The organism is Pararhizobium capsulatum DSM 1112, assembly GCF_030814475.1.
Lineage (GTDB): Bacteria > Pseudomonadota > Alphaproteobacteria > Rhizobiales > Rhizobiaceae > Pararhizobium > Pararhizobium capsulatum.
The window spans coordinates 3,330,210-3,348,063 of the sequence record NZ_JAUSVF010000001.1 but is presented as its reverse complement, the minus strand read 5'-3'; the positions used below and the strand labels follow the sequence as shown (position 1 = coordinate 3,348,063).

Annotated in this window: 16 protein-coding genes; 10 read left to right on the top strand and 6 right to left on the bottom strand. The window is 60.2% G+C overall.

From position 1 onward, the window contains the following. The first annotated feature begins 528 nt into the window (after window positions 1–528). The gene (locus tag QO002_RS16185; protein ID WP_307231473.1) at window positions 529–1,233 is read left to right on the top strand and encodes a class I SAM-dependent methyltransferase; all 705 of its coding nucleotides are present in this window, start codon (window positions 529–531) and stop codon (window positions 1,231–1,233) included. Between the two features lie 93 nt (window positions 1,234–1,326). Here QO002_RS16185 and QO002_RS16180 read toward each other — a convergent pair whose 3' ends face one another. The 4 genes from QO002_RS16180 to QO002_RS16165 form a co-directional block, all read right to left on the bottom strand. Continuing rightward, window positions 1,327–2,982 (bottom strand): sensor histidine kinase, encoded by a 1,656-nt coding sequence (locus QO002_RS16180; protein WP_307231471.1) that lies wholly within the window; start codon window positions 2,980–2,982, stop codon window positions 1,327–1,329. Window positions 2,983–3,345: 363 nt separating this feature from the next. Next, on the bottom strand, window positions 3,346–4,824 hold the full coding sequence (locus tag QO002_RS16175) for an aldehyde dehydrogenase family protein (protein WP_307231469.1): 1,479 nt from the start codon (window positions 4,822–4,824) through the stop codon (window positions 3,346–3,348). Between the two features lie 15 nt (window positions 4,825–4,839). Continuing rightward, window positions 4,840–6,135, bottom strand: a complete 1,296-nt coding sequence (locus tag QO002_RS16170) for a glycosyltransferase (RefSeq protein ID WP_307231466.1) — start codon at window positions 6,133–6,135, stop codon at window positions 4,840–4,842. Window positions 6,136–6,140: 5 nt separating this feature from the next. Next, window positions 6,141–7,073 (bottom strand): GntR family transcriptional regulator, encoded by a 933-nt coding sequence (locus tag QO002_RS16165; protein ID WP_307231464.1) that lies wholly within the window; start codon window positions 7,071–7,073, stop codon window positions 6,141–6,143. 214 nt (window positions 7,074–7,287) lie between these two features. On the opposite strand from QO002_RS16165, the gene QO002_RS16160 reads away from it, so the two are divergent. From QO002_RS16160 to QO002_RS16120, 9 genes are all read left to right on the top strand, one after another. Continuing rightward, complete coding sequence (locus tag QO002_RS16160; protein WP_307231462.1) at window positions 7,288–8,346, top strand: polyamine ABC transporter substrate-binding protein; 1,059 nt, start codon at window positions 7,288–7,290, stop codon at window positions 8,344–8,346. A 183-nt stretch (window positions 8,347–8,529) separates the two neighbouring features. Continuing rightward, the gene (locus tag QO002_RS16155; RefSeq protein WP_307233453.1) at window positions 8,530–9,366 is read left to right on the top strand and encodes an ABC transporter permease; all 837 of its coding nucleotides are present in this window, start codon (window positions 8,530–8,532) and stop codon (window positions 9,364–9,366) included. Continuing rightward, on the top strand, window positions 9,363–10,151 hold the full coding sequence (locus QO002_RS16150; RefSeq protein ID WP_307231460.1) for an ABC transporter permease: 789 nt from the start codon (window positions 9,363–9,365) through the stop codon (window positions 10,149–10,151). The genes QO002_RS16155 and QO002_RS16150 overlap by 4 nt, the downstream gene beginning before the upstream one ends. Next, complete coding sequence (locus tag QO002_RS16145) at window positions 10,148–11,200, top strand: ABC transporter ATP-binding protein (RefSeq protein WP_307231457.1); 1,053 nt, start codon at window positions 10,148–10,150, stop codon at window positions 11,198–11,200. Before QO002_RS16150 ends, QO002_RS16145 begins: the two co-directional genes overlap by 4 nt. 38 nt (window positions 11,201–11,238) lie before the next feature. After that, window positions 11,239–12,531 carry a nucleotide disphospho-sugar-binding domain-containing protein gene (locus tag QO002_RS16140; protein WP_307231456.1) on the top strand — a complete coding sequence of 431 codons (1,293 nt, stop codon included), beginning with the start codon at window positions 11,239–11,241 and terminating at the stop codon, window positions 12,529–12,531. After that, complete coding sequence (locus QO002_RS16135) at window positions 12,524–12,886, top strand: cupin domain-containing protein (RefSeq protein ID WP_307231454.1); 363 nt, start codon at window positions 12,524–12,526, stop codon at window positions 12,884–12,886. Before QO002_RS16140 ends, QO002_RS16135 begins: the two co-directional genes overlap by 8 nt. Window positions 12,887–12,910: 24 nt before the next feature. Continuing rightward, complete coding sequence (locus tag QO002_RS16130) at window positions 12,911–13,258, top strand: cupin domain-containing protein (RefSeq protein ID WP_307231452.1); 348 nt, start codon at window positions 12,911–12,913, stop codon at window positions 13,256–13,258. 147 nt (window positions 13,259–13,405) lie between these two features. Next, window positions 13,406–14,911, top strand: coding sequence for an aldehyde dehydrogenase family protein (locus tag QO002_RS16125; protein WP_307231450.1), 1,506 nt, complete (start codon window positions 13,406–13,408; stop codon window positions 14,909–14,911). A 33-nt stretch (window positions 14,912–14,944) separates the two neighbouring features. After that, window positions 14,945–16,132, top strand: a complete 1,188-nt coding sequence (locus tag QO002_RS16120) for a saccharopine dehydrogenase family protein (RefSeq protein ID WP_307231448.1) — start codon at window positions 14,945–14,947, stop codon at window positions 16,130–16,132. Window positions 16,133–16,190: 58 nt separating this feature from the next. On the opposite strand, the gene QO002_RS16115 is transcribed toward QO002_RS16120, so the two are convergent. Together QO002_RS16115 and QO002_RS16110 are read right to left on the bottom strand one after the other, a co-directional pair. After that, window positions 16,191–16,676, bottom strand: coding sequence for a cupin domain-containing protein (locus QO002_RS16115; protein WP_307231446.1), 486 nt, complete (start codon window positions 16,674–16,676; stop codon window positions 16,191–16,193). Further along, on the bottom strand, window positions 16,673–17,836 hold the full coding sequence (locus QO002_RS16110) for a glycosyltransferase family 4 protein (protein ID WP_307231444.1): 1,164 nt from the start codon (window positions 17,834–17,836) through the stop codon (window positions 16,673–16,675). The genes QO002_RS16115 and QO002_RS16110 overlap by 4 nt, the downstream gene beginning before the upstream one ends. Between the last annotated feature and the right edge of the window lie 18 nt (window positions 17,837–17,854).

The following is a 17,854-nucleotide window of genomic DNA, read 5'->3' as shown; positions in this document are numbered from 1 at the left end:
AACACCGGTCCTGTCGAATACGATGGGGGTCAACTTGGCAGGAGAAGGTCACGATTCTCGCCGGTCGGTCGATTCAATTTTCTGGCCAACGTCTATCCAAAGCCAACACTTTCCGCGACCCGATTTTAACCCAAATAGTACGTGAGTTGTTCGGTAATAAATGTTAGAGGTTTCTGAAAGACAAATCCGATTTTACTTCCTTTTTTGACTGAGCCGCAAATTTCGATCACCGTCTGGTAACAGCGCAGGACGCATCGCCGATCGGATGCACGATAATCCCGAAGCGCAGAGGAAAGTGTTGCGACGCCCGGCGTCTATTGAAATCCGCAGCTGAACAAGAAGCCAAAGCCGAACGATCCAGTATCCATCACAGGAGGGACCGCAGTGCAGTCATTCGGTCGAAACTACCTAGCGAAGATTCCGGGCGTCCGGCATTGCGGGACATTGTTTGCGCGGTATACCGCCGCGCGAATGCGACGCGCCGATCACGCAGCCCCAAAGAAGGCGGCATTGAGGGGAGAGAATGAGTTGGCGGATGTTTTTCGCCGGGTGGGGATCGACAAGGATTATTCGACCATGGACTTCAGCGGCGTCGTCGAAGACGTTCAGGGATGGGAGAGCCGCCACAAAGTTTTCGAAACCGTCTTCCAGGACGTCCGCCCGAAGATTGTTTTCGAGGTCGGTACCTGGAAAGGCGCTTCGGTTCTGCACATGGATGCGCTTAGCAGGAAGCTTGGCTGCGACACCTTGTTCGTTTGCGTCGATACGTGGCTTGGCTCAAACGATACACTCTGGATCGATACGGATTTCCGAAAGAGCCTGATGCTGCAGCACGGCTATCCAACCATGTTCCGGCAATTCATCTACAACATCACCAAGAACGGCGCGGTCGATCGCATCTTTCCGCTACCCATGACCTCGACCTGCGGTGCCTATCTGCTCAAGCGGCTTGGCCTCGTGGCCGACGCGATCTATGTCGACGCCGGACATGAAGAGGACGAGGTCGCCACTGACCTCAAGCTCTACTACGATGTTTTGCGCCCGGGCGGCGTGATGTTCGGGGACGACTACTCCAGCGATTGGCCGGGCGTGGTCCGCGCCGTCAACACGTTTTGCCAAGATCACGGGCTTGTGCTCACGTCCGGAGCGGGCAAATGGCGCTTTCAAAGCCCCCTGAAAACTGTTCATCCCGAACCCATGCCTCTTGAACCGATTTTAAGTGAAATGCCTTAAACTTCGCGAAAGCTGAACGGGGCACGACACCGGCGGGATCGAGGGGCTGGGGGGATGCCCGGTAGCCCTCGATCTCTCGGCAAGGTCTTCGTCTTAGATAGCGAGATTGCCAACGGGAACTTCGAAACGAAGATCAAGGCCGCTGACCGCGTAGGTAATGGAGAGCGTTCCGCGCAGCTGGTCGGGCAGCATCCGGCGGATCATCAGCCCGCCGAAGCCTTCCGAAGTCGGCGTTGATACGGTAGGTCCGTCGATTTCTCTCCAATGGAAGATCAGCATGTCGGCGTCTTCCACCCGCCTGACATCCCATTTGATCCACACCTTTCCCTCGGCGCTCAGGGCTCCGTATTTTGCAGCGTTGGTGCAGAGTTCGTGAAGCGCCATACTGAAGGCAAGGGCCGCCTTGGAGCCGAGCACGACATCCGGGCCGGATATCTCAAAGGCCGTTGCCTCCGGCTTGTCGAATGGATGGATAGCCGATCGTACGATTTCGACGAATTTCGCCTTTTGCTTCTCGTTGCCCATCAGAACGGAATGCGCGTCCGACATGGCGGCCAGGCGGGCGTCGAGCGCCCGAAGGACTTTGGCATCGATATTGGCGGATTTGAGGGACTGCCGGGCAACCACCTGGACCGTTGCCAGCAGGTTTTTGACCCGATGATCGAGTTCGCGCATCAGAATTTCGCTTCTGCCGCGCGCATCGGCAAGCTCGTCCATGAAGTCGTCTATTGCCTTTCCGACAACGCCGAACTCGCCGTCGGCTTCGCTCAAACCCGTTCTTGCGCCGGGTTGATCGTGACGCCATGCTTCCACGGTGGAGACAAGCCTGTCGACGGGGCGGCGGATCGCGTATCGCCCCGTGATCCATGCAAGGAGGCAGGCGACGATGGTGGCGCCCAGCGTAACCACGATACCGGAAACGAGCGCTTTCGTTATCTCGCCGTATTCCTCCGCTGTCGACAATCCAACGCTGACGTAAAGGCCAGTGGAGGGGCTGGAGGGTGGAAAATAAGCCAGTATTCGGTGCGTGCCGTCCTGGCTGGTGAGTTCCGTGGTCCCGGGGGCAACAGCGCGCACGAGGTGGCGGTATCGTTCCGGGATCTGCGTTCCCACGAAGCGCTCCGGTTCGGGATAGCGGGCGATGATGGTGCCATCTGCATCCGCCACAGTCAGGGAGCTGCTCTTTGCGAAATTGCGTTCTGTCAGCTTTTGTTCGAGCCATTTCAGGCTGATGGATCCGGCGACGACGCCGAGGACCTTCCCGGCTTCATCGCGGATCGGAACGGCGACGGGCAGAACCAGCTCCTTGCTGACGCGGCCTTCTGTAAACCGGCCGATGACCGTCGCGCCGGTACGCATGCTATCCTGAAAATAGGCCTTGTCCGCCAGGGAGACCCCGATGCCCGCGGGGTTTTGCAGGCACCGTATGACACCGCTGCCGTCGAGCACGGCAATCCCCGAAAACTGCGGGAGAGCCTTGGTGACACGTGCCATGTAGGCGTTGCAGGCGTCGGCCTGAAAGTCGCGGACAATCGGCGCTGCGGCCACGGCAAGCAGCGTATCCTCGACGCCGCCCATGATTCGCGCCATTTCAAGGGATGCAACCTGCCCGAGACGATACGCTTCGTCGTGGACGCTACGTTCCTGGGACTGCCAGAGGGCATACAGATTGTAAAACAGGATCGCAGCCAACGGCACTATGCACATCAGCATCAGTACGAAGAGACGTTTTGCCAGTGAAGACCGCAAATTCCCTACCTTCCTTTGCCTTTCCGGATGTTTGCATCACCTATCAAGGGAACGCAACCCGCTCTGGGAGAGACGCTGGTTCCAGGTTGGCTATACAGCCGAGCGAATGGTGAAAACTTGGATTTCTAGGCTTTGAATTCCACCGTCGATATCGTCAATGCCCAGTGAATCGAGGAGCTGTGGTGCCGCGATCAACGAACCGGGCAGCAATTCCTGGCTACAACCTGTTCCGCGCCTTCGTGGAGGCCATCCGGTGAATATCAATGCAGTTTCAAACGGGGAGGCGGATGTCACGGCAATCAGCTGCGTTTCTTTGGAAATACATCGCTATTTCCAAAGACATGACGAACTGTTCATGCAAGCCTATGTCTTGAGATACCAGCCCCACGGTTCGTCCGCCTCGAATGCGGTGATCTGCTTGGTTTCGAGATAGTTCTGCAGCCCCCAGCGGCCGAGCTCACGGCCGATGCCGGATTGTTTGTAGCCGCCCCAGGGGGCTTCTGTGAATGTCGGCTGCGAGCAGTTGATCCAGACGATGCCGGCGCGGAGCGCACGCGCCACGCGCTCGGTGCGGGCCTTGTCCTTCGACATCACGGCAGCGGCGAGGCCGAAGCGGCTGTCATTGGCCAGGCGGATCGCATCCTTCTCGGTTTCGAAGGATTTGACGCAGACGACCGGACCGAAAATCTCCTCCCTCCAGACGAAGCTGTCTTCCGCCATGTCGGTGATGATGGTCGGCTCCAGAAAATAACCGGTGTTGAAGCCTGCGGGGCGCTTGCCACCACCGGCGACGGTGGCGCCATCGGTTCGGGCGCGGTCTATGGCAGCCAGAACCTTATCGTATTGGCTCTTCGAGACCAGCGGTCCGAGAAGTGTGCCCTCAGTGAGACCGTCGCCAATCTTGATCCTGGCGGCTTCTTCGATCAGGCGATTGATCAGCGCGGGATAAAGACTTTCCTCGACAAGCACACGCGACGTTGCCGAGCAGACCTGGCCCTGGTTCCAGAAGATGCCGAACATGATCCACTCGACGGCTTTTTCGATATCGCTGTCGGCAAAGACAATGAAGGGCGATTTGCCGCCGAGCTCGAGGCTGACATTCTTGATGTCGCGCGCCGCCGCCGCCATGATCTTCGCGCCGGTCGGAACCGAGCCGGTGAAGGCGAGCTTGTCGATATCCGGATGCTCGGAGAGCGGCTTGCCGGCCTCTGCGCCCAGCCCGGTGACAATGTTGAGAACGCCGGCAGGAAGGCCTGCTTCCTCGACAATGGCGCCGAGTTCCAGTGCGGTGACTGGGGTGAGTTCCGAAGGCTTGAGGACCATGGTGCAGCCGGCAGCGAGAGCCGGGGCGACCTTCCAGGAGGCCATCAGCAACGGGTAGTTCCAGGGGATGATGGCACCGGCGACGCCGATCGGTTCCTGCACCACCTTCGCGGAAAAACGGGTGTCGCCAAGCGCGATCGGCTCTTCCGGATGCGCGTCCATTTCTTCCGCAAGACCTGCATAGAAATTGAAGCAGCCGGCCGTGTCTTCCATGTCCCAGACGGCTTCGGGAAACGGCTTGCCGTTGTCCATGACTTCGAGGCGGGCGAGGTGTTCCTTGCGCTCAAGGATAAGGGAGCTGATCTTGCGCAGGATGGCGGCGCGTTCCTTGCCGCTCATCTTGGGCCAGGGGCCGGTGTCGAAGGCGCGGCGGGCGGCGGCAACTGCGAGCGCGATATCCTCTTGCGTGCCGGCCGGGGCGTGGTGGATCACCTCTTCGGTAGCCGGGTTGATGACCTCGAAGCTGCCGCCTTTTGCCGGAGCGAGCCAGGTGCCGTCAATGAAGAGTTTGTCGCGCATTGTCGCTCCCTGGTTTTATCCGGATAGTCTGGTGTTTGGCGCGGCAGTTGCAACCTTGAGGATTGCCTCGGCCGCACGCTTTACGCCGGCAGCTTTCTGCATACGGACGGCATTGCCCTTCAGTCGCGCCCGCATCGCCTCGTCGCTCATCAGGTCGGTGATGGCGCGGGCAAGCTCGCTCTCGCTCCAGTCATAGCGGCCGAGATGCCGCCCGACGCCGGCTTCTTCGGCGCGGCGGGCGTTGTCGTGGCCGTCCCAGCAATAGGGCATGACGATCGAAGGCACGCCGAAATAGAGCGCCTCGCAGAAGGAATTGTTGCCGCCGTGATGGATGAAGAGGTTCGCCTGCTCGACCACCGAAGGTTGCGGAAACCAAGCGTCGATGAAAACGTTGTCCGGCACGTCGCGATACTCGTCGCGCCAGTGGCCGGCATTGACAAGGAAACGATAGGGCAACGTCGAAAAGGCCGCTATCATCCGCTTCATCATCGCCACGTCCATCGCGCCGAGCGAGCCGAAGCTGACCAGCGCAAGCGGCTCTTCGTTGTGGCTGGCAAAGCGTGGCGGCACATAGGTTGCTTCGTGCCGGACACAACCGTCGAGAAAAACGAACAGGTCCTCATCGAGCGCATTGCGGCGTTCGTGGCGGATGATGTTCGGTGCGAGCAGGAGGTTGAGATAGGGCGACGGATCGAGGAAATTCGGTGCGGACGGCGCGTTCAGGCCAGTCTGGTTGAGAAATGCCGCGAAGCGCTTGTGGGCCGCAGACGTTACTTCCTGGTATCGCTCGGAAAACCGATCCCATTCCCCGCCGGGCGTGTCGCTGCAACCGGAAAGATAGGGCGGGACGAGCGGATCGGGGATCTCGGTTTCGGCGCAGGAAACAACCCTTATCCACGGCACGCCGGCATTGGCGATCGCCGGAAACATTACGACGTTGTCGAGCACGATGGCATCCGGCTGCAATCGGGCGAGCACTTGCCTCAGTGGCTCCTCCACGCGGATGGCCGTGTCGACGATCGCGTCCCATGTCGGTCCGACATAGCTTTGCAGCTGGTTGAACGGGCACTGGCGGAAGGCATCCTGATGTCGTTCGATGAAGTCGGTCCAGTCGGTTGCCGGCGCGGAGGTGTCGTCACCAAGCTGGTATTCGGCAAAACCGTAGTCGGCGAAGATACCGCTGAAGCCGGGGTGACAGATGAAGACGGGCGTTGCACCCAGCCGCCGCAATTCCTGGGCGATGCCGACGCAGTTCAGCGCAGCGCCGTAGCTGGCTTCCGGAAACAGGGCGATAGTCTTTGCCGGCGTCATCGATCTCAACGCGAAACAAGCTTGAAGGCGGGTGGAACGCCGCGACCGGCAAGTCGTGGCCGCTGGCTTTGGGAGAGCTGTATATGAACGCGCATCAGGTCGGCGGCAAGCTCCATCTGACCGCGCTCGACCTGTTCGAGGATCTGCATGTGTTCGAGGTTGAATTGCATCAGCCGGAAGAGATTGGCGTGGCCGGAAACCGGGTTGCTGCGCCGCCGGCGGTGGTGGTTGGTCAGCGCCTCGGACATGAAGGGATTGCCGCAACTTTTGGCGATCAGCATGTGAAAGTCGAAATCCGTGCGCTCGAAGAGCTTCTGGTCGAAACTGGCTTCGCTCATGCTGCGCAGGATGAGCATGGATTGCCTAAGCGACACAATTGCCGGGATATCGCGCTTGAAGTCCGGCATGATCAGCGCCAGCGGCTCGGTCGCGAGGCGAAATTCGTAGCTCTTTGCCACCGCGTCGCTGCTGACGGCGAATTGCTTCAGCACCCATTGCTGGCCCGCGGCCCGCTCGGCAATGTTCTCGTCCGCCAGTTTCATCATTGCATTCTGTACCGTCTGCCGGGAGACAGCATAACGGCGCTGCAAGGAGGCGACGGTCTGCTGGTCGGAGATGCGGCCGGCGGCGAGATCACGCAGGATCGCGGCATGGATGTCACTCTCGCCCTCGCTTTCGGCTGCGCCTTCGAGCCGCGGCATGGTCGCGGGATCGGCAGACAGCGCATAGCCGCCTTCTGTCTCCGTCGTGACGACGCCGCGTTCGAGCAATACCTGAAGCGCCTTGCGGATCGGGGTTCGCGAGACATTGCAGAGAGAAGCGAGCGCCTGCTCGGCCAACCGGTCGCCGGGGCGCATGCCGCGTTCGCTGGCTATCTCCAGTATCTTTTGCGCCAATTCGACATGACGGTGGTGGGTCCGTCGTGTTTCGGAACTCATGCGAAGCGTGCCTCCAGTTAGGCACAATGCTGCCTTCTGTTTGAGGAAATCGCAAGGCCGATCGAACAGAATTTTCGAAAATGCGCAAATCGACACGAAGCCTATTGACGTATTTTTTTTATAAATAATACTGCCACTCGCACGGCAATGAGACCGGAATACCGGCAGGGACTGTGCACCAGAGGTTGAACAATCGAAAACAAGGGAGTTTTCCGTGAAAACGCGAAACGGAAAGGCGACGTCGTATGCGACGGCCGCATTCTTGGCTGTAAGCCTTGCGGCGGGGACGGCATCGTCCGCCGACCTCGTGATATCGAACTGGGACGGCTATATGGCCAAGGACATCGCCGAGACTTTCAAGGCGGCGACCGGGCTCGAGATCGAGGTCGTCAACCACGCGACCAACGAAGAGGTCATGGGCAAGCTCATGGCAGGGCAGGGCAAGGGCTATGACGTCGTGTTCGTCTCCTCGCCCTTTGCGGAAATCCTCAACCATCAGGGCATGCTGGCGCCGATCGACAAGGCCGCCGTGCCGAACCTTGCCAATCTTTATCCGGAGGCTGCGGCCTTGGCCTACGATCCAGGCAATGCGTTTTCCGTTCCCTATACCTGGGGCACGACGGGGCTCTGCTATCGCTCGGACGTGGTGAAGACTGCGCCGGATAGCTGGATGAACCTGTTGCAGCCTTCGGACGACATCAAGGGCAAGACGACTATGCTTGCCACCGACCGCTGGCTGATGGCCGCCGGGCTGCTGGCCAAGGGCTATTCGGTCAACGAAACCGATCCGGCCAAGATCGACGAGGCGAAGAACCTCCTGATCGAAGCCAAGAAGACGCTGCTCGCCTATGACGACACCACCTTCTATTCGAAGCTGGTTTCGGGTGAAGCCTCGCTTGTCCACGCCTGGGACGGCTGGTGCAACTACGGCATCACTGAAAACAAGGACATCAAGTTCGTCGTGCCGAAGGAAGGCTCCGACCTCTGGGTCGACACGATCGTCGTCATGAAGAACTCGGAAAAGCAGGCCGAGGCGATGAAGTTCATCAACTTCATTCTCGATGCCAAGAACCATGCCTGGGCGGCGGAAAACATCCTCTACAAGGTGCCGAACAAGGCCGCCATGGAAAGCCTCGATCCCAAGCTGATCGAGCAGTATCCGAACATGGGCATGTCTCCGGCCGAGCTCACCAAATACGAGCTCCTTCGTGACCTCGGCGACGCGCAGAAGGATTATTCCCGCGCGGTGAGCGAGATCAAGGCGGCCAACTAGGCGCCGAAGAGTTCGGTGGTGCGACGCCAACAGGCGGCTGCATCGCCGGCCAACCCGTGGCGGCTGGGTGGCGGCCCGCCGCCACGGGGACCTACAGTTAAGATGAACAGTTGACAGTGGATGCGGCCGGAGTAACCGGTGGCGCCGGAGCTTTGCGTGGCCTATCAAACGACAAGACCGAACATGCTGGCGGCGCCCGCCGTGCTGTGGCTTCTTGCCTTCATGGTGATGCCATGCCTGCTGGTTCTGAGTTACGCCTTCTTCCAGCGTGGCACCTGGGGCGGGATTGAATACACCTTCACGCTCGATAATTTCGCCCACGTTTTCGATCCGCTGTATGCCAAGATCTTCCTGAACTCGGCACGCATTGCCCTTACGACGACGGTGCTTGCCATCCTCATCGCCTATCCGGCGGCCTATGCCATCAGCCGCGCGCCGCGGGTGCGCCAGCCCATGCTGCTATTCTTCGCCGTCCTGCCCTTCTGGAGCAACTACCTGATCCGCACCTATGCCTGGATAGTGCTGCTCAACCGCGAGGGGTTGCTGAACGGATTTCTCTCGTTTCTCGGTTATCAAGGCGAGCCGTTGTCGCTGCTCTATACCGAGACGGCCGTCATCATCGGGCTTGTGTATAACTATCTGCCCTTCGTCATCCTTGCGATCTATTCGACCCTGTCGCGGCTGAACCCGGAACTGATGGAGGCCTCGCGCGATCTGGGTGCAGGTGCTATCAGAACCTTCTGGCGGGTGACGCTACCATTGACGCTGCCGGGAGTGGCAGCGGGCGGTGTCTTCGTCTTCGTGCTGTCGATCGGTAATTTCGTGACACCCGCACTGCTCGGCGGCGGCCGGTTCCAGATGATCGGCAATCTCGTCTACGACCAATTCCTGACGGCAAACGACTGGCCGTTCGGCGCGGCTCTCGGCATGGCGCTGATTGCCATCATGGTCGCGCTGCTTTTCCTCCAGGCGCGCGCCACCTCCCATGCCAGCGGCGAGCGTCAGGGAGAGGCGACATGAGCGGCATGGCAAAAAATCGCCTTCCGGGGCGCATCGTCCTTCTTGTCGTCTTCGGTTTTCTCTATTTGCCGATCGCCGTGCTGGTGATGCTGTCCTTCAACGAGTCCGGCCTGCCGACCTCGTGGTCCGGTTTTTCGACGCGCTGGTACGTTTCGCTCGCGGGAAACAGCGAAATCCTGCATGCGGCTTGGAACACGCTGGTCGTCGCGATCTTCGCCACACTGATCTCGACGGTGCTCGGCACGCTGCTTGCCATTGGCATGGAGACGCGCGCCCGCAAGAGCAATGGGCTCGAAGCGCTCGCTTTCGCGCCGATGGTCATTCCCGACATCGTGCTGGCCGTGGCGCTGCTCACATTCTTCTCACGTCTCAATGTGGCTACAGGCCTGCACACGATCATTCTTAGCCACGTGATCTTCGATCTGGCCTTCGTCTGTTCGGTGGTTCGGGCCCGCCTCAAGCATTTCGATTTTTCGATTGTCGAGGCCTCGCGCGATCTCGGCGCTTCGGGTTGGACGACCTTCTGGCGGGTGACCTTTCCGGTGCTCCTGCCATCGATCATCGCCGGCGCGCTTCTCGCCTTCACCCTTTCCGTCGATGAATTCATCATCGCCTTCTTCACCGCCGGTCCCGGCCGCTCGTCGATCACGCTGCCGATGCAGATCTATTCGATGATCCGGTTCGGCATCACGCCGGAAGTCAATGCGCTCGCAACCATCGTCATGGCCGTCAGCGCCACGGCGCTTTTGCTTTCGCAATGGCTCAATAAAGAACAGATCCAATGACCGCTGCCACACCCTCCGCCGCGCCGATCCTCAAGATCGAGGCGATCGTCAAGAACTACGGGCCGATCACGGCGGTCGATCACGTCTCGCTCGATATCCGCGAGAAGGAATTCTTCGCGCTGCTCGGTCCTTCCGGCTGTGGCAAGACAACTCTCCTTCGTATGTTGGCCGGTTTCGAGACCCCGACCGCTGGCCGCGTGCTGCTTGAAGGCAAGGACATCTCGCCGCTGGCGCCGGAAAAGCGGCCGTTGAACCTGATGTTCCAGTCCTACGCGCTCTTTCCGCATATGAGCGTGCGCAAGAACCTCGCCTATGGCCTTGAGATGGAGAAGCTTGCGCGCGGCGAAATCAACCGGCGCGTGGACGACATCCTGTCGATGACCGATCTCGTGCGCTTTGCCGATCGCAAGCCGGAGCAGCTTTCCGGTGGACAGAAGCAGCGCGTGGCGCTCGCTCGCGCGCTGGTGAAACGGCCGAAGGTGTTGCTGCTCGATGAGCCGCTCGGCGCGCTCGACAAGAAGCTGCGGGAGAAGATGCAGCTCGAGTTGAAGCGCATGCAGCACGAGGCCGGCATCACCTTCGTCATCGTTACCCACGATCAGGAAGAAGCCCTGGTCATGGCCGACCGCATGGCGATCCTGAAGGATGGCAAGCTTCTGCAATGCGGTACGCCAGAGGAAATCTACGAGCAGCCCGCCGATGCCTTCGTCGCCAATTTCATTGGTGTGATGAATTTCATTGACGGGGGCGTCAGCGAAGCCGGCGTGTTCGAAGCGCCGGGTCTTGCGCTCGCCCTTGCGGGCGTCCGCAGCGGAAAGGCGAGCCTTGCCGTCCGGCCGGAGCATATCGTGGTTTCAGCGGCAGGTGGGGCCTTTGGCGGCGTCGTCGAGGAGATCGCCTATCACGGGCTCGACCGCGTGCTGCATGTCAGGACGCCGGCCTGCGTCCAACCCTTGCAGGTGCGGGTGCCGGCCGATGCCGGCCACCGTTCCGGCGATACGGTGGGACTTACCATCGACCCCGCGAAGGTTCGGCTGTTCCAAAGCTGAACCGGCGCGATCGGAAACCAATAAGAAAAGGGAACACCATGTCAAAGACAATCGCATTCTTTCCCGAGGCGGCATTCGGACCGGCGCTGAACTCCGTCGGCATCGCCCAGGCCGTCGAGGCGCTCGGCCACAAGGCGGTCTTCCTCTCCGATCCCGGCTTCGTCTCGGTCTATGAAGGCTATGGTTTCGAGGCGCATCCGGTGAACCTGTCTGAGCCGATGCAGCCGGAGCAGATGGCGAAATTCTGGGAAGATTTCATCAACGGCCACATCCCGAACTTTCGCAAATCGCCCTACGATCAGGTCGACAACTATGTGAAGGATTGCTGGACGGCGATCGTCGACAGCGCCAAGTGGGCGCAGAAGGACCTGCCGGGCGTGCTGGCGAAGATCAAGCCGGATCTGATCTGCGTCGATAACGTCATCCTCTTTCCCGCGATCAAGCAATACGGCACGCCGTGGGTGCGCATCATCTCCTGCTCGGAAAACGAGATCGAGGACCCGAAGATCCCACCGCATCTTTCCGGCTGCGGCGAGAAGGATTTTGCCGGTCACGAAGCCTATCGCCAGCATTTCAACGACGTGATCAAGCCGATCCATGACGACTTCAATGGCTTCCTGGCGGAGAACGACGAGGCGGCCTATCCGATCGGCCAGTTCTTCGAGGCGTCGCCCTTCATGAACCTGCTGCTCTATCCGGAATCGGTGAAGTTCGATCGCGAACATCCGCTCGATCCGAAGCAGTTCCAGTATCTGGAAGGCTGCGTGCGTACCGAAAAGCCCTACGAGGTCCCGACCTTCAAGGAGTACAACGACAAGCCCCTGATCTACATTTCCTTCGGTTCGCTCGGGGCAGGGGATACCGACCTCCTGAAGCGGCTGATCGAGACGATCGGCAAGCTGCCCTACCGGGCTCTCGTCAATGTCGGCGACTACAAGGATATCTACGAGAATATTCCCGACAATGTCATCATTGACAGCTGGTTTCCGCAGCCTTCCGTCATCCCGCAGATCGATGCGGCAATCCATCATGGCGGCAACAACTCGTTCACGGAATGCCTCTACTTCGGCAAACCGGCGATCATCATGCCCTATGTCTGGGACGGCCACGACAACGCGACCCGCGTCGATGAAACCGGCCACGGCTTCAAGATGCCGCGCTACGACTGGACGGATGCGGAGCTTGCGGCAAAGCTTGAGCAATGCGTCAACGATCCCGCCATGAAGGCAAAGCTTGCTGCGACCAGTGCCCACATGCAGGCGCGCAGCGGGCCGAAGAAGGCGGCAGGAATTCTGGATGAGCTGGTGAAGACCGGAGATCATCATGGCTGAGTCAGTCCACTCGTCTGCCCCCCATATCTACAACGCCACCACCTACGACGATCTCGTCGATTGGGGCAACCAGCCGGACAGCCTCGAAGGCCAGTCCCATTCCTCCGGCCGGCTCGTTCATAAGGGGCCGAACAACCAGCCGGAATCCGGCATCTGGGTCTGCACGCCCGGTCGCTGGCGGCTGTCGATCCCGCGCGATGAATTCTGCCACTTCGTTGCCGGCAAAGCTGTCTATCGCTCCGATGATGGTGAGGTCGTAGAGGTGGAGGCCGGAACGGTCGTCATGTTTCCGGGCGGCTGGACGGGCGAATGCACGGTCATAGAGACCATGCGCAATATCTACATGCTGGTCTAGACAACAAAATCGAAAGGAAACACCATGACCGCGACACCGCTGATGCGCAAACCGCTTGATGAGGCCGATCTGAAGGACTGGGGCATCATTCCCACCATGATCGAGGGCGAAAGCCGTACATCCGGCAAGCTGATCTACAAGGGGCCGAACGGCGAGTCCGAATGCGGCCTGTGGATCTGCACGCCCGGCAAATGGTTCTGCCACGTCACACGCGACGAGTTCTGCCACTTCCTCGAGGGGCGCTGCACCTATGTCCACGAAAGCGGCGAAGTCATCGAGATCACGCCGGATACTGCCGCCTTCTTCCCGCAGGACTGGCAGGGCGAATGCACCGTCCACGAGACAGTGAAGAAGGTTTACATGATCCGCTGACTGGAGGCCTCTCATCCGGCCCGTCGGCCACCTTCTCCCCGCAGGCGGGGAGAAGGGATGTGCCACATGATCCCGAGTCCCTCTCATTCCGCGTGAGAGAAGCGGGCAGGCAACCGATCCATTAGCATAACGCCAAGGAAAATTCCCATGTTCAACTCAGCCGAACCCGTATTCTACCGGCATCCGACTTACGTTCCGGCGGGCGGCGAGCGTCATCAAGTGATCGATCCGGCAACGCTTGCGACCGTCGGAACCATCGCTGATACCACGTCGGCGGAGATGGAGGCGACGCTCGATGCGGCAACGACCGCCCAGCGGAAATGGCGCAAGCTCGATGCCAAGAGCCGCGCCACTATGCTGCACCGGATCGCCAACCGGATCGAGGCGACGGACATGCGCCGCTGCGCCGAGCTGATGTCGCGGGAGATGGGAAAACCCTATCCCGAAGCGATCGGCGAGGTCGCCAATTGTGCTGGTGCTTTTCGCTATTTTGCAGAGATGGCGCGGGACGATGGCGGCAAGGTGGCCGGTACGACGCAGGCGGGCTCCTTCCAGCACGCGCGCTATGATGCGCTGGGCATCAGCGTCCACATCATGCCCTTCAATTTTCCGATCCTGCTGATGTGCTGGACCGTGGCGGCGTCGCTGGCTTCGGGCAATGGCTGCATCATCAAGCCGGCGCCGGCCACCACGCTGTCGACACTCGAATTCATGTCCGTGTTTGAAGCTTTGCCGGAAGGTCTCATCGCCTGCCTGCCGGGTGGAGCCGAGCTTGCTTCTGCACTTATCGCCTCCGAGAAGACTCATGCCGTCGCCTTCACCGGCTCGGTTGCTGCCGGTCGCGCCGTTGCGATGGCGGCTGCCGCGCAGATGAAGCCCGCCGTCATCGAGGCAGGTGGCAGCGATCCGCTTGTTGTCACCGCCCATGCGCCGCTCGATGTCGCCGCGGCCGGTGCGGTCACGGCGGCCTTCCATATGTCCGGCCAGGTCTGCACATCGGCGGAACGCTTCTTTGTGGTCGATGCCGTGCATGACGATTTCATCGCGCGTTTTGCTACAGAGGCCCGCAGGCTGCGTATCGGCAACGGGTTGACCAAGGCGGAAATCGGCCCGCTCGTCAGCAAGGCTGCGCGCGACAAGGTCATCCGTCTCGTTGAGGACGCCAAAGCCAAGGGCGCGACGGTCGTGCTCGGCGGCAAGATACCGGAATCGGAGCCGCAGGGGTGGTTTTACGAGCCCACCATCCTCACCGGCTGCACGCCCGACATGGCGATCCTGCGCGAGGAGTGCTTCGGTCCGGTCGCAGCCGTCATGCGGGTCAGGGATTTCGACGAGGCGATCGAACGCGCGAACGACAGCGAGTTCGGCCTTGGCGCCTCCATCTTCACGACCTCGCTCGAAGAGGCGATGGAGGCGGCCGAAAGGCTGGAAGCCGGCATGGTCTGGATCAACAATCCACTGATCGACAACGATGCGCTGCCCTTCGGCGGCTGGAAGAAATCGGGGCTGGGCCGGGAGCTGTCCCGCCTCGGGCTCGACACATTCCGCCGCTCGAAAATGGTGATCATCGATCACAAGCCGGTCGTTCAGGACTGGTGGTATCCCTATCCCGACGACTGGTTCTACGACGCGGACGGGCGCAAGCATGTGTGAAGCCGGATAGAACAGAAGAACAGGAAAAACATCATGATCATCACCCTTCTTGGCGGCGCGGGTTTCATGGGCGCCGGTATCGTTCGCGATCTCGTTTCCGACCGCGCGATCGTCAACATCACGAAAATCCGCCTCTGCGATGCCTCGCGCGAAAAGATGGAGGCGCTGGCCTCAGAACTCGGCGATCCGCGCATTGAGATCGTGTCGCTGAATGTCACCGATCCATCGGCCCTGTCGACTGCGATTTCCGGCGCCGATATCTGCATCAACTGCGTACCGACCCTGCTCGGTTTCCAGATGGCGATCTTCGAAGCCGCCCTTGCGGCAAAGGTTGCCTATGTCGATCTCGGTGGTCTCGGCACCTTCACCGTCAAGCAACTCGCCGAGCACGAGCGTTTTCAAGCAGCTGGCGTGACCGCCGTCATCGGCGTGGGTGCCGATCCCGGCATGTCCAATGTCATCTGCCGTGCGGTCGCCGAAGAACTGGACGAGATCGACAGCATCAATCTCTACTGGGCAGCCGAGCTGACCGGCGATGAAAACCCCGTGCTGGTGCCGCCCTATAGCGTCTCCACCGTGCTTGCCGAATATGCTAATCCCAGCACGCAGTTCTACGATGGCCGCCACGTCGAATGCCCGCCGATGAGTGGCCGCGAATTCCTCGACCTGCCGGAACCCTGGGGGCGTTGCGAATTCATGCATTCTCCGCATTCCGAGCAGCTGACGGTGCCGCTGGCTGACGGCATCCGCGAAAAGGGCATCAACGAATTTTCATGGAAGCTGCATCTGCCGCATCGCGAGCACGAGGCCTGGGTCGGTCTGGTCAAGGCCGGCTTCGGCGATTTTGCCGAGCCGGTCGAGATCGGCGGCGTCAGCGTCAAGCCGCTCGATGTGCTCAACAAGGTCATCGAGCGCAACGTCCGCAAGAACGCCGAGAAAATCCCCCAGCAGGACAGTTACGAGATCCATTTCGCCATCGGCCGCGGCCGGAAGGATGGCGTGGCGCGCACTGTGCGCGTTGAAGTCACCGTTTCACCTGATCCGCTCTACGGTTCCTACATCGACGCCTGCACCTCGATGAACGCATCGATTGCTGCCCAGCTCATTCTGGCGAAGCCACGGAAACCCGGCGTCTTTGCGCCAGAGTCCTATTTCGATGTCGTGGAATATTTCCCCGAACTCGAAAAGCGCAAGTTCGCGATCCGAACGCAGATCGATTGATCGAACGTCCATTTCGCTGCGACGAGATCGACGTTTACAAACGAGGTGGAGAAGCCGGTCAATCCGGCTTCTTGTGAATGGGGTCCACCCAATAGACTTCTTCCGGGGCTTCGACCGGGTCCACATCCCTTATGTTGACGACAACGGCCTCATTGTCCGAACGGACAAGAACGCATTCCAGCACGTTGTCCGGATCGGCGTTGATTTCCTGATGCGGCACATAGGGCGGCACGAAGATGAAATCGCCGGGGCCGGCCTCTGCCACATATTCCAGCCGATCGCCCCAGCGCATCCGCGCCTTGCCACGGATGACGAAAATCACGCTTTCCAGCGCGCCATGATGATGCACACCGGTCTTCGCATTGGGCTCGATTGCGACGGTGCCGGCCCATATCTTCTGGGCACCGACGCGGGCGTGATTGATGGCCGCCTGGCGGAACATGCCGGGGGTCTGGGCAGTATTGGGATCGAGCTGGTCGCCCTTGATGACGCGGATGCCGTCATGTTTCCAGCGGTCGGTATTGGAATGATGATGATCGCTCAAAGCTCAGGTCCTTCCGTCATCAACACGGCTGAAACGGCTTTTTCTGAAGACGCGCCGCGCAGAATACTCAGTACCTTGGGCGCAACGACGGCAAGCGAGAAGCTTTCCTCGACCCGTTTTCGGCCATTTTTCGCAAAGTTCTGACGCAGTTCCTTGTCTTCGCCAAGCCTGATGAGCGCCCGCGCCCACTCTTCCGCTGTCTCTGCGAAAAAGCCGCTGATACCCTCGACGACGATGTCGGTGTTGGCGCCGACCGGACTGCAGACAACCGGCAAGCCGGCGGCCATATAGGCGATGAGCTTGAACCCGCACTTGCCGCGGGCTTCCTCATCATCGAACAGGGGCATGATGCCGACGTCGAAGGACTGGATATCGGCAACTTCCTGTTCAAGCCGCCATTTCCTGAATTCCACCGGGACGGAGCCACATTCGAACGGTTCGGCCCCGACAAAAACGAACCGCGCCTTGGGCAGTGCTTGCGACACCATGGTCATCGCGTCACGCAGGGAGCGCAGGTAGGCTGTCCCCCGCGGCGTTCCGATCCAGCCGATGGTGAAATGGTCGTCGTTCCCGGGCGGGGCAGGCCGGAAATCGGCCGTACCGACCACGGTCGGCACCACGGAGATCGTGCCAGGCGTGTGTTTGTGTCTTGCAGCGAAGGCTGCGAGATAGCGGCTTCCGGCTGAAACATGGTCTGCCATCCGGATCAGCTTTTCGGTCTTGGAGAAATCGCGAAACCGGTCGAGCGGGTTGTCGTAGGCGGTGGAAGAAACATAGATCGCGTCGTCGTAGTCAAAAATCATACGACCCGAGCCGGCGGCCATGAGCCTTTCAAGCCAGGGCGGACCGAAGGGAAAGGCCTCCCGCAGCACATAGACGACGTCATAGCGCGGAGATCGCAGCACGTCGTAGATGCGTCGGAGGCCGCCGTAGAAGGTCAATAGAACTTTCCGAAATGTCTTGCCCTTCTCGTAGATCAGGGGAGCAAGGGCGGAAGAAAGAAGGGGAGACAGGGTGGCCTCGATACCGTGTTCCTTCAGGAATGGCAGAAACTGGTAGACGCGGAAGCGGCTCGACGGTCCCTCGATAGGGTGGGGGAGAATGAAGAGCACGCGCAGCTTGCGAGATGATGCATCTTTCAGGGCAGGGTCTATGGTCATGTCGAATGCCTTGCGAAT

Excerpts from the sequence above, each read along its gene's own strand:
- QO002_RS16145 (WP_307231457.1), top strand. The coding sequence starts at position 10,148 with ATGACCGCTGCCACACCCTCCGCCGCGCCGATCCTCAAGATCGAGGCG.
- QO002_RS16170 (WP_307231466.1), bottom strand. The coding sequence starts at position 6,135 with ATGACGCCGGCAAAGACTATCGCCCTGTTTCCGGAAGCCAGCTACGGC.
- QO002_RS16110 (WP_307231444.1), bottom strand. The coding sequence starts at position 17,836 with ATGACCATAGACCCTGCCCTGAAAGATGCATCATCTCGCAAGCTGCGC.
- QO002_RS16155 (WP_307233453.1), top strand. The coding sequence starts at position 8,530 with ATGCTGGCGGCGCCCGCCGTGCTGTGGCTTCTTGCCTTCATGGTGATG.
- QO002_RS16125 (WP_307231450.1), top strand. The coding sequence starts at position 13,406 with ATGTTCAACTCAGCCGAACCCGTATTCTACCGGCATCCGACTTACGTT.
- QO002_RS16135 (WP_307231454.1), top strand. The coding sequence starts at position 12,524 with ATGGCTGAGTCAGTCCACTCGTCTGCCCCCCATATCTACAACGCCACC.
- QO002_RS16130 (WP_307231452.1), top strand. The coding sequence starts at position 12,911 with ATGACCGCGACACCGCTGATGCGCAAACCGCTTGATGAGGCCGATCTG.
- QO002_RS16165 (WP_307231464.1), bottom strand. The coding sequence starts at position 7,073 with ATGAGTTCCGAAACACGACGGACCCACCACCGTCATGTCGAATTGGCG.
- QO002_RS16120 (WP_307231448.1), top strand. The coding sequence starts at position 14,945 with ATGATCATCACCCTTCTTGGCGGCGCGGGTTTCATGGGCGCCGGTATC.
- QO002_RS16150 (WP_307231460.1), top strand. The coding sequence starts at position 9,363 with ATGAGCGGCATGGCAAAAAATCGCCTTCCGGGGCGCATCGTCCTTCTT.
- QO002_RS16175 (WP_307231469.1), bottom strand. The coding sequence starts at position 4,824 with ATGCGCGACAAACTCTTCATTGACGGCACCTGGCTCGCTCCGGCAAAA.
- QO002_RS16140 (WP_307231456.1), top strand. The coding sequence starts at position 11,239 with ATGTCAAAGACAATCGCATTCTTTCCCGAGGCGGCATTCGGACCGGCG.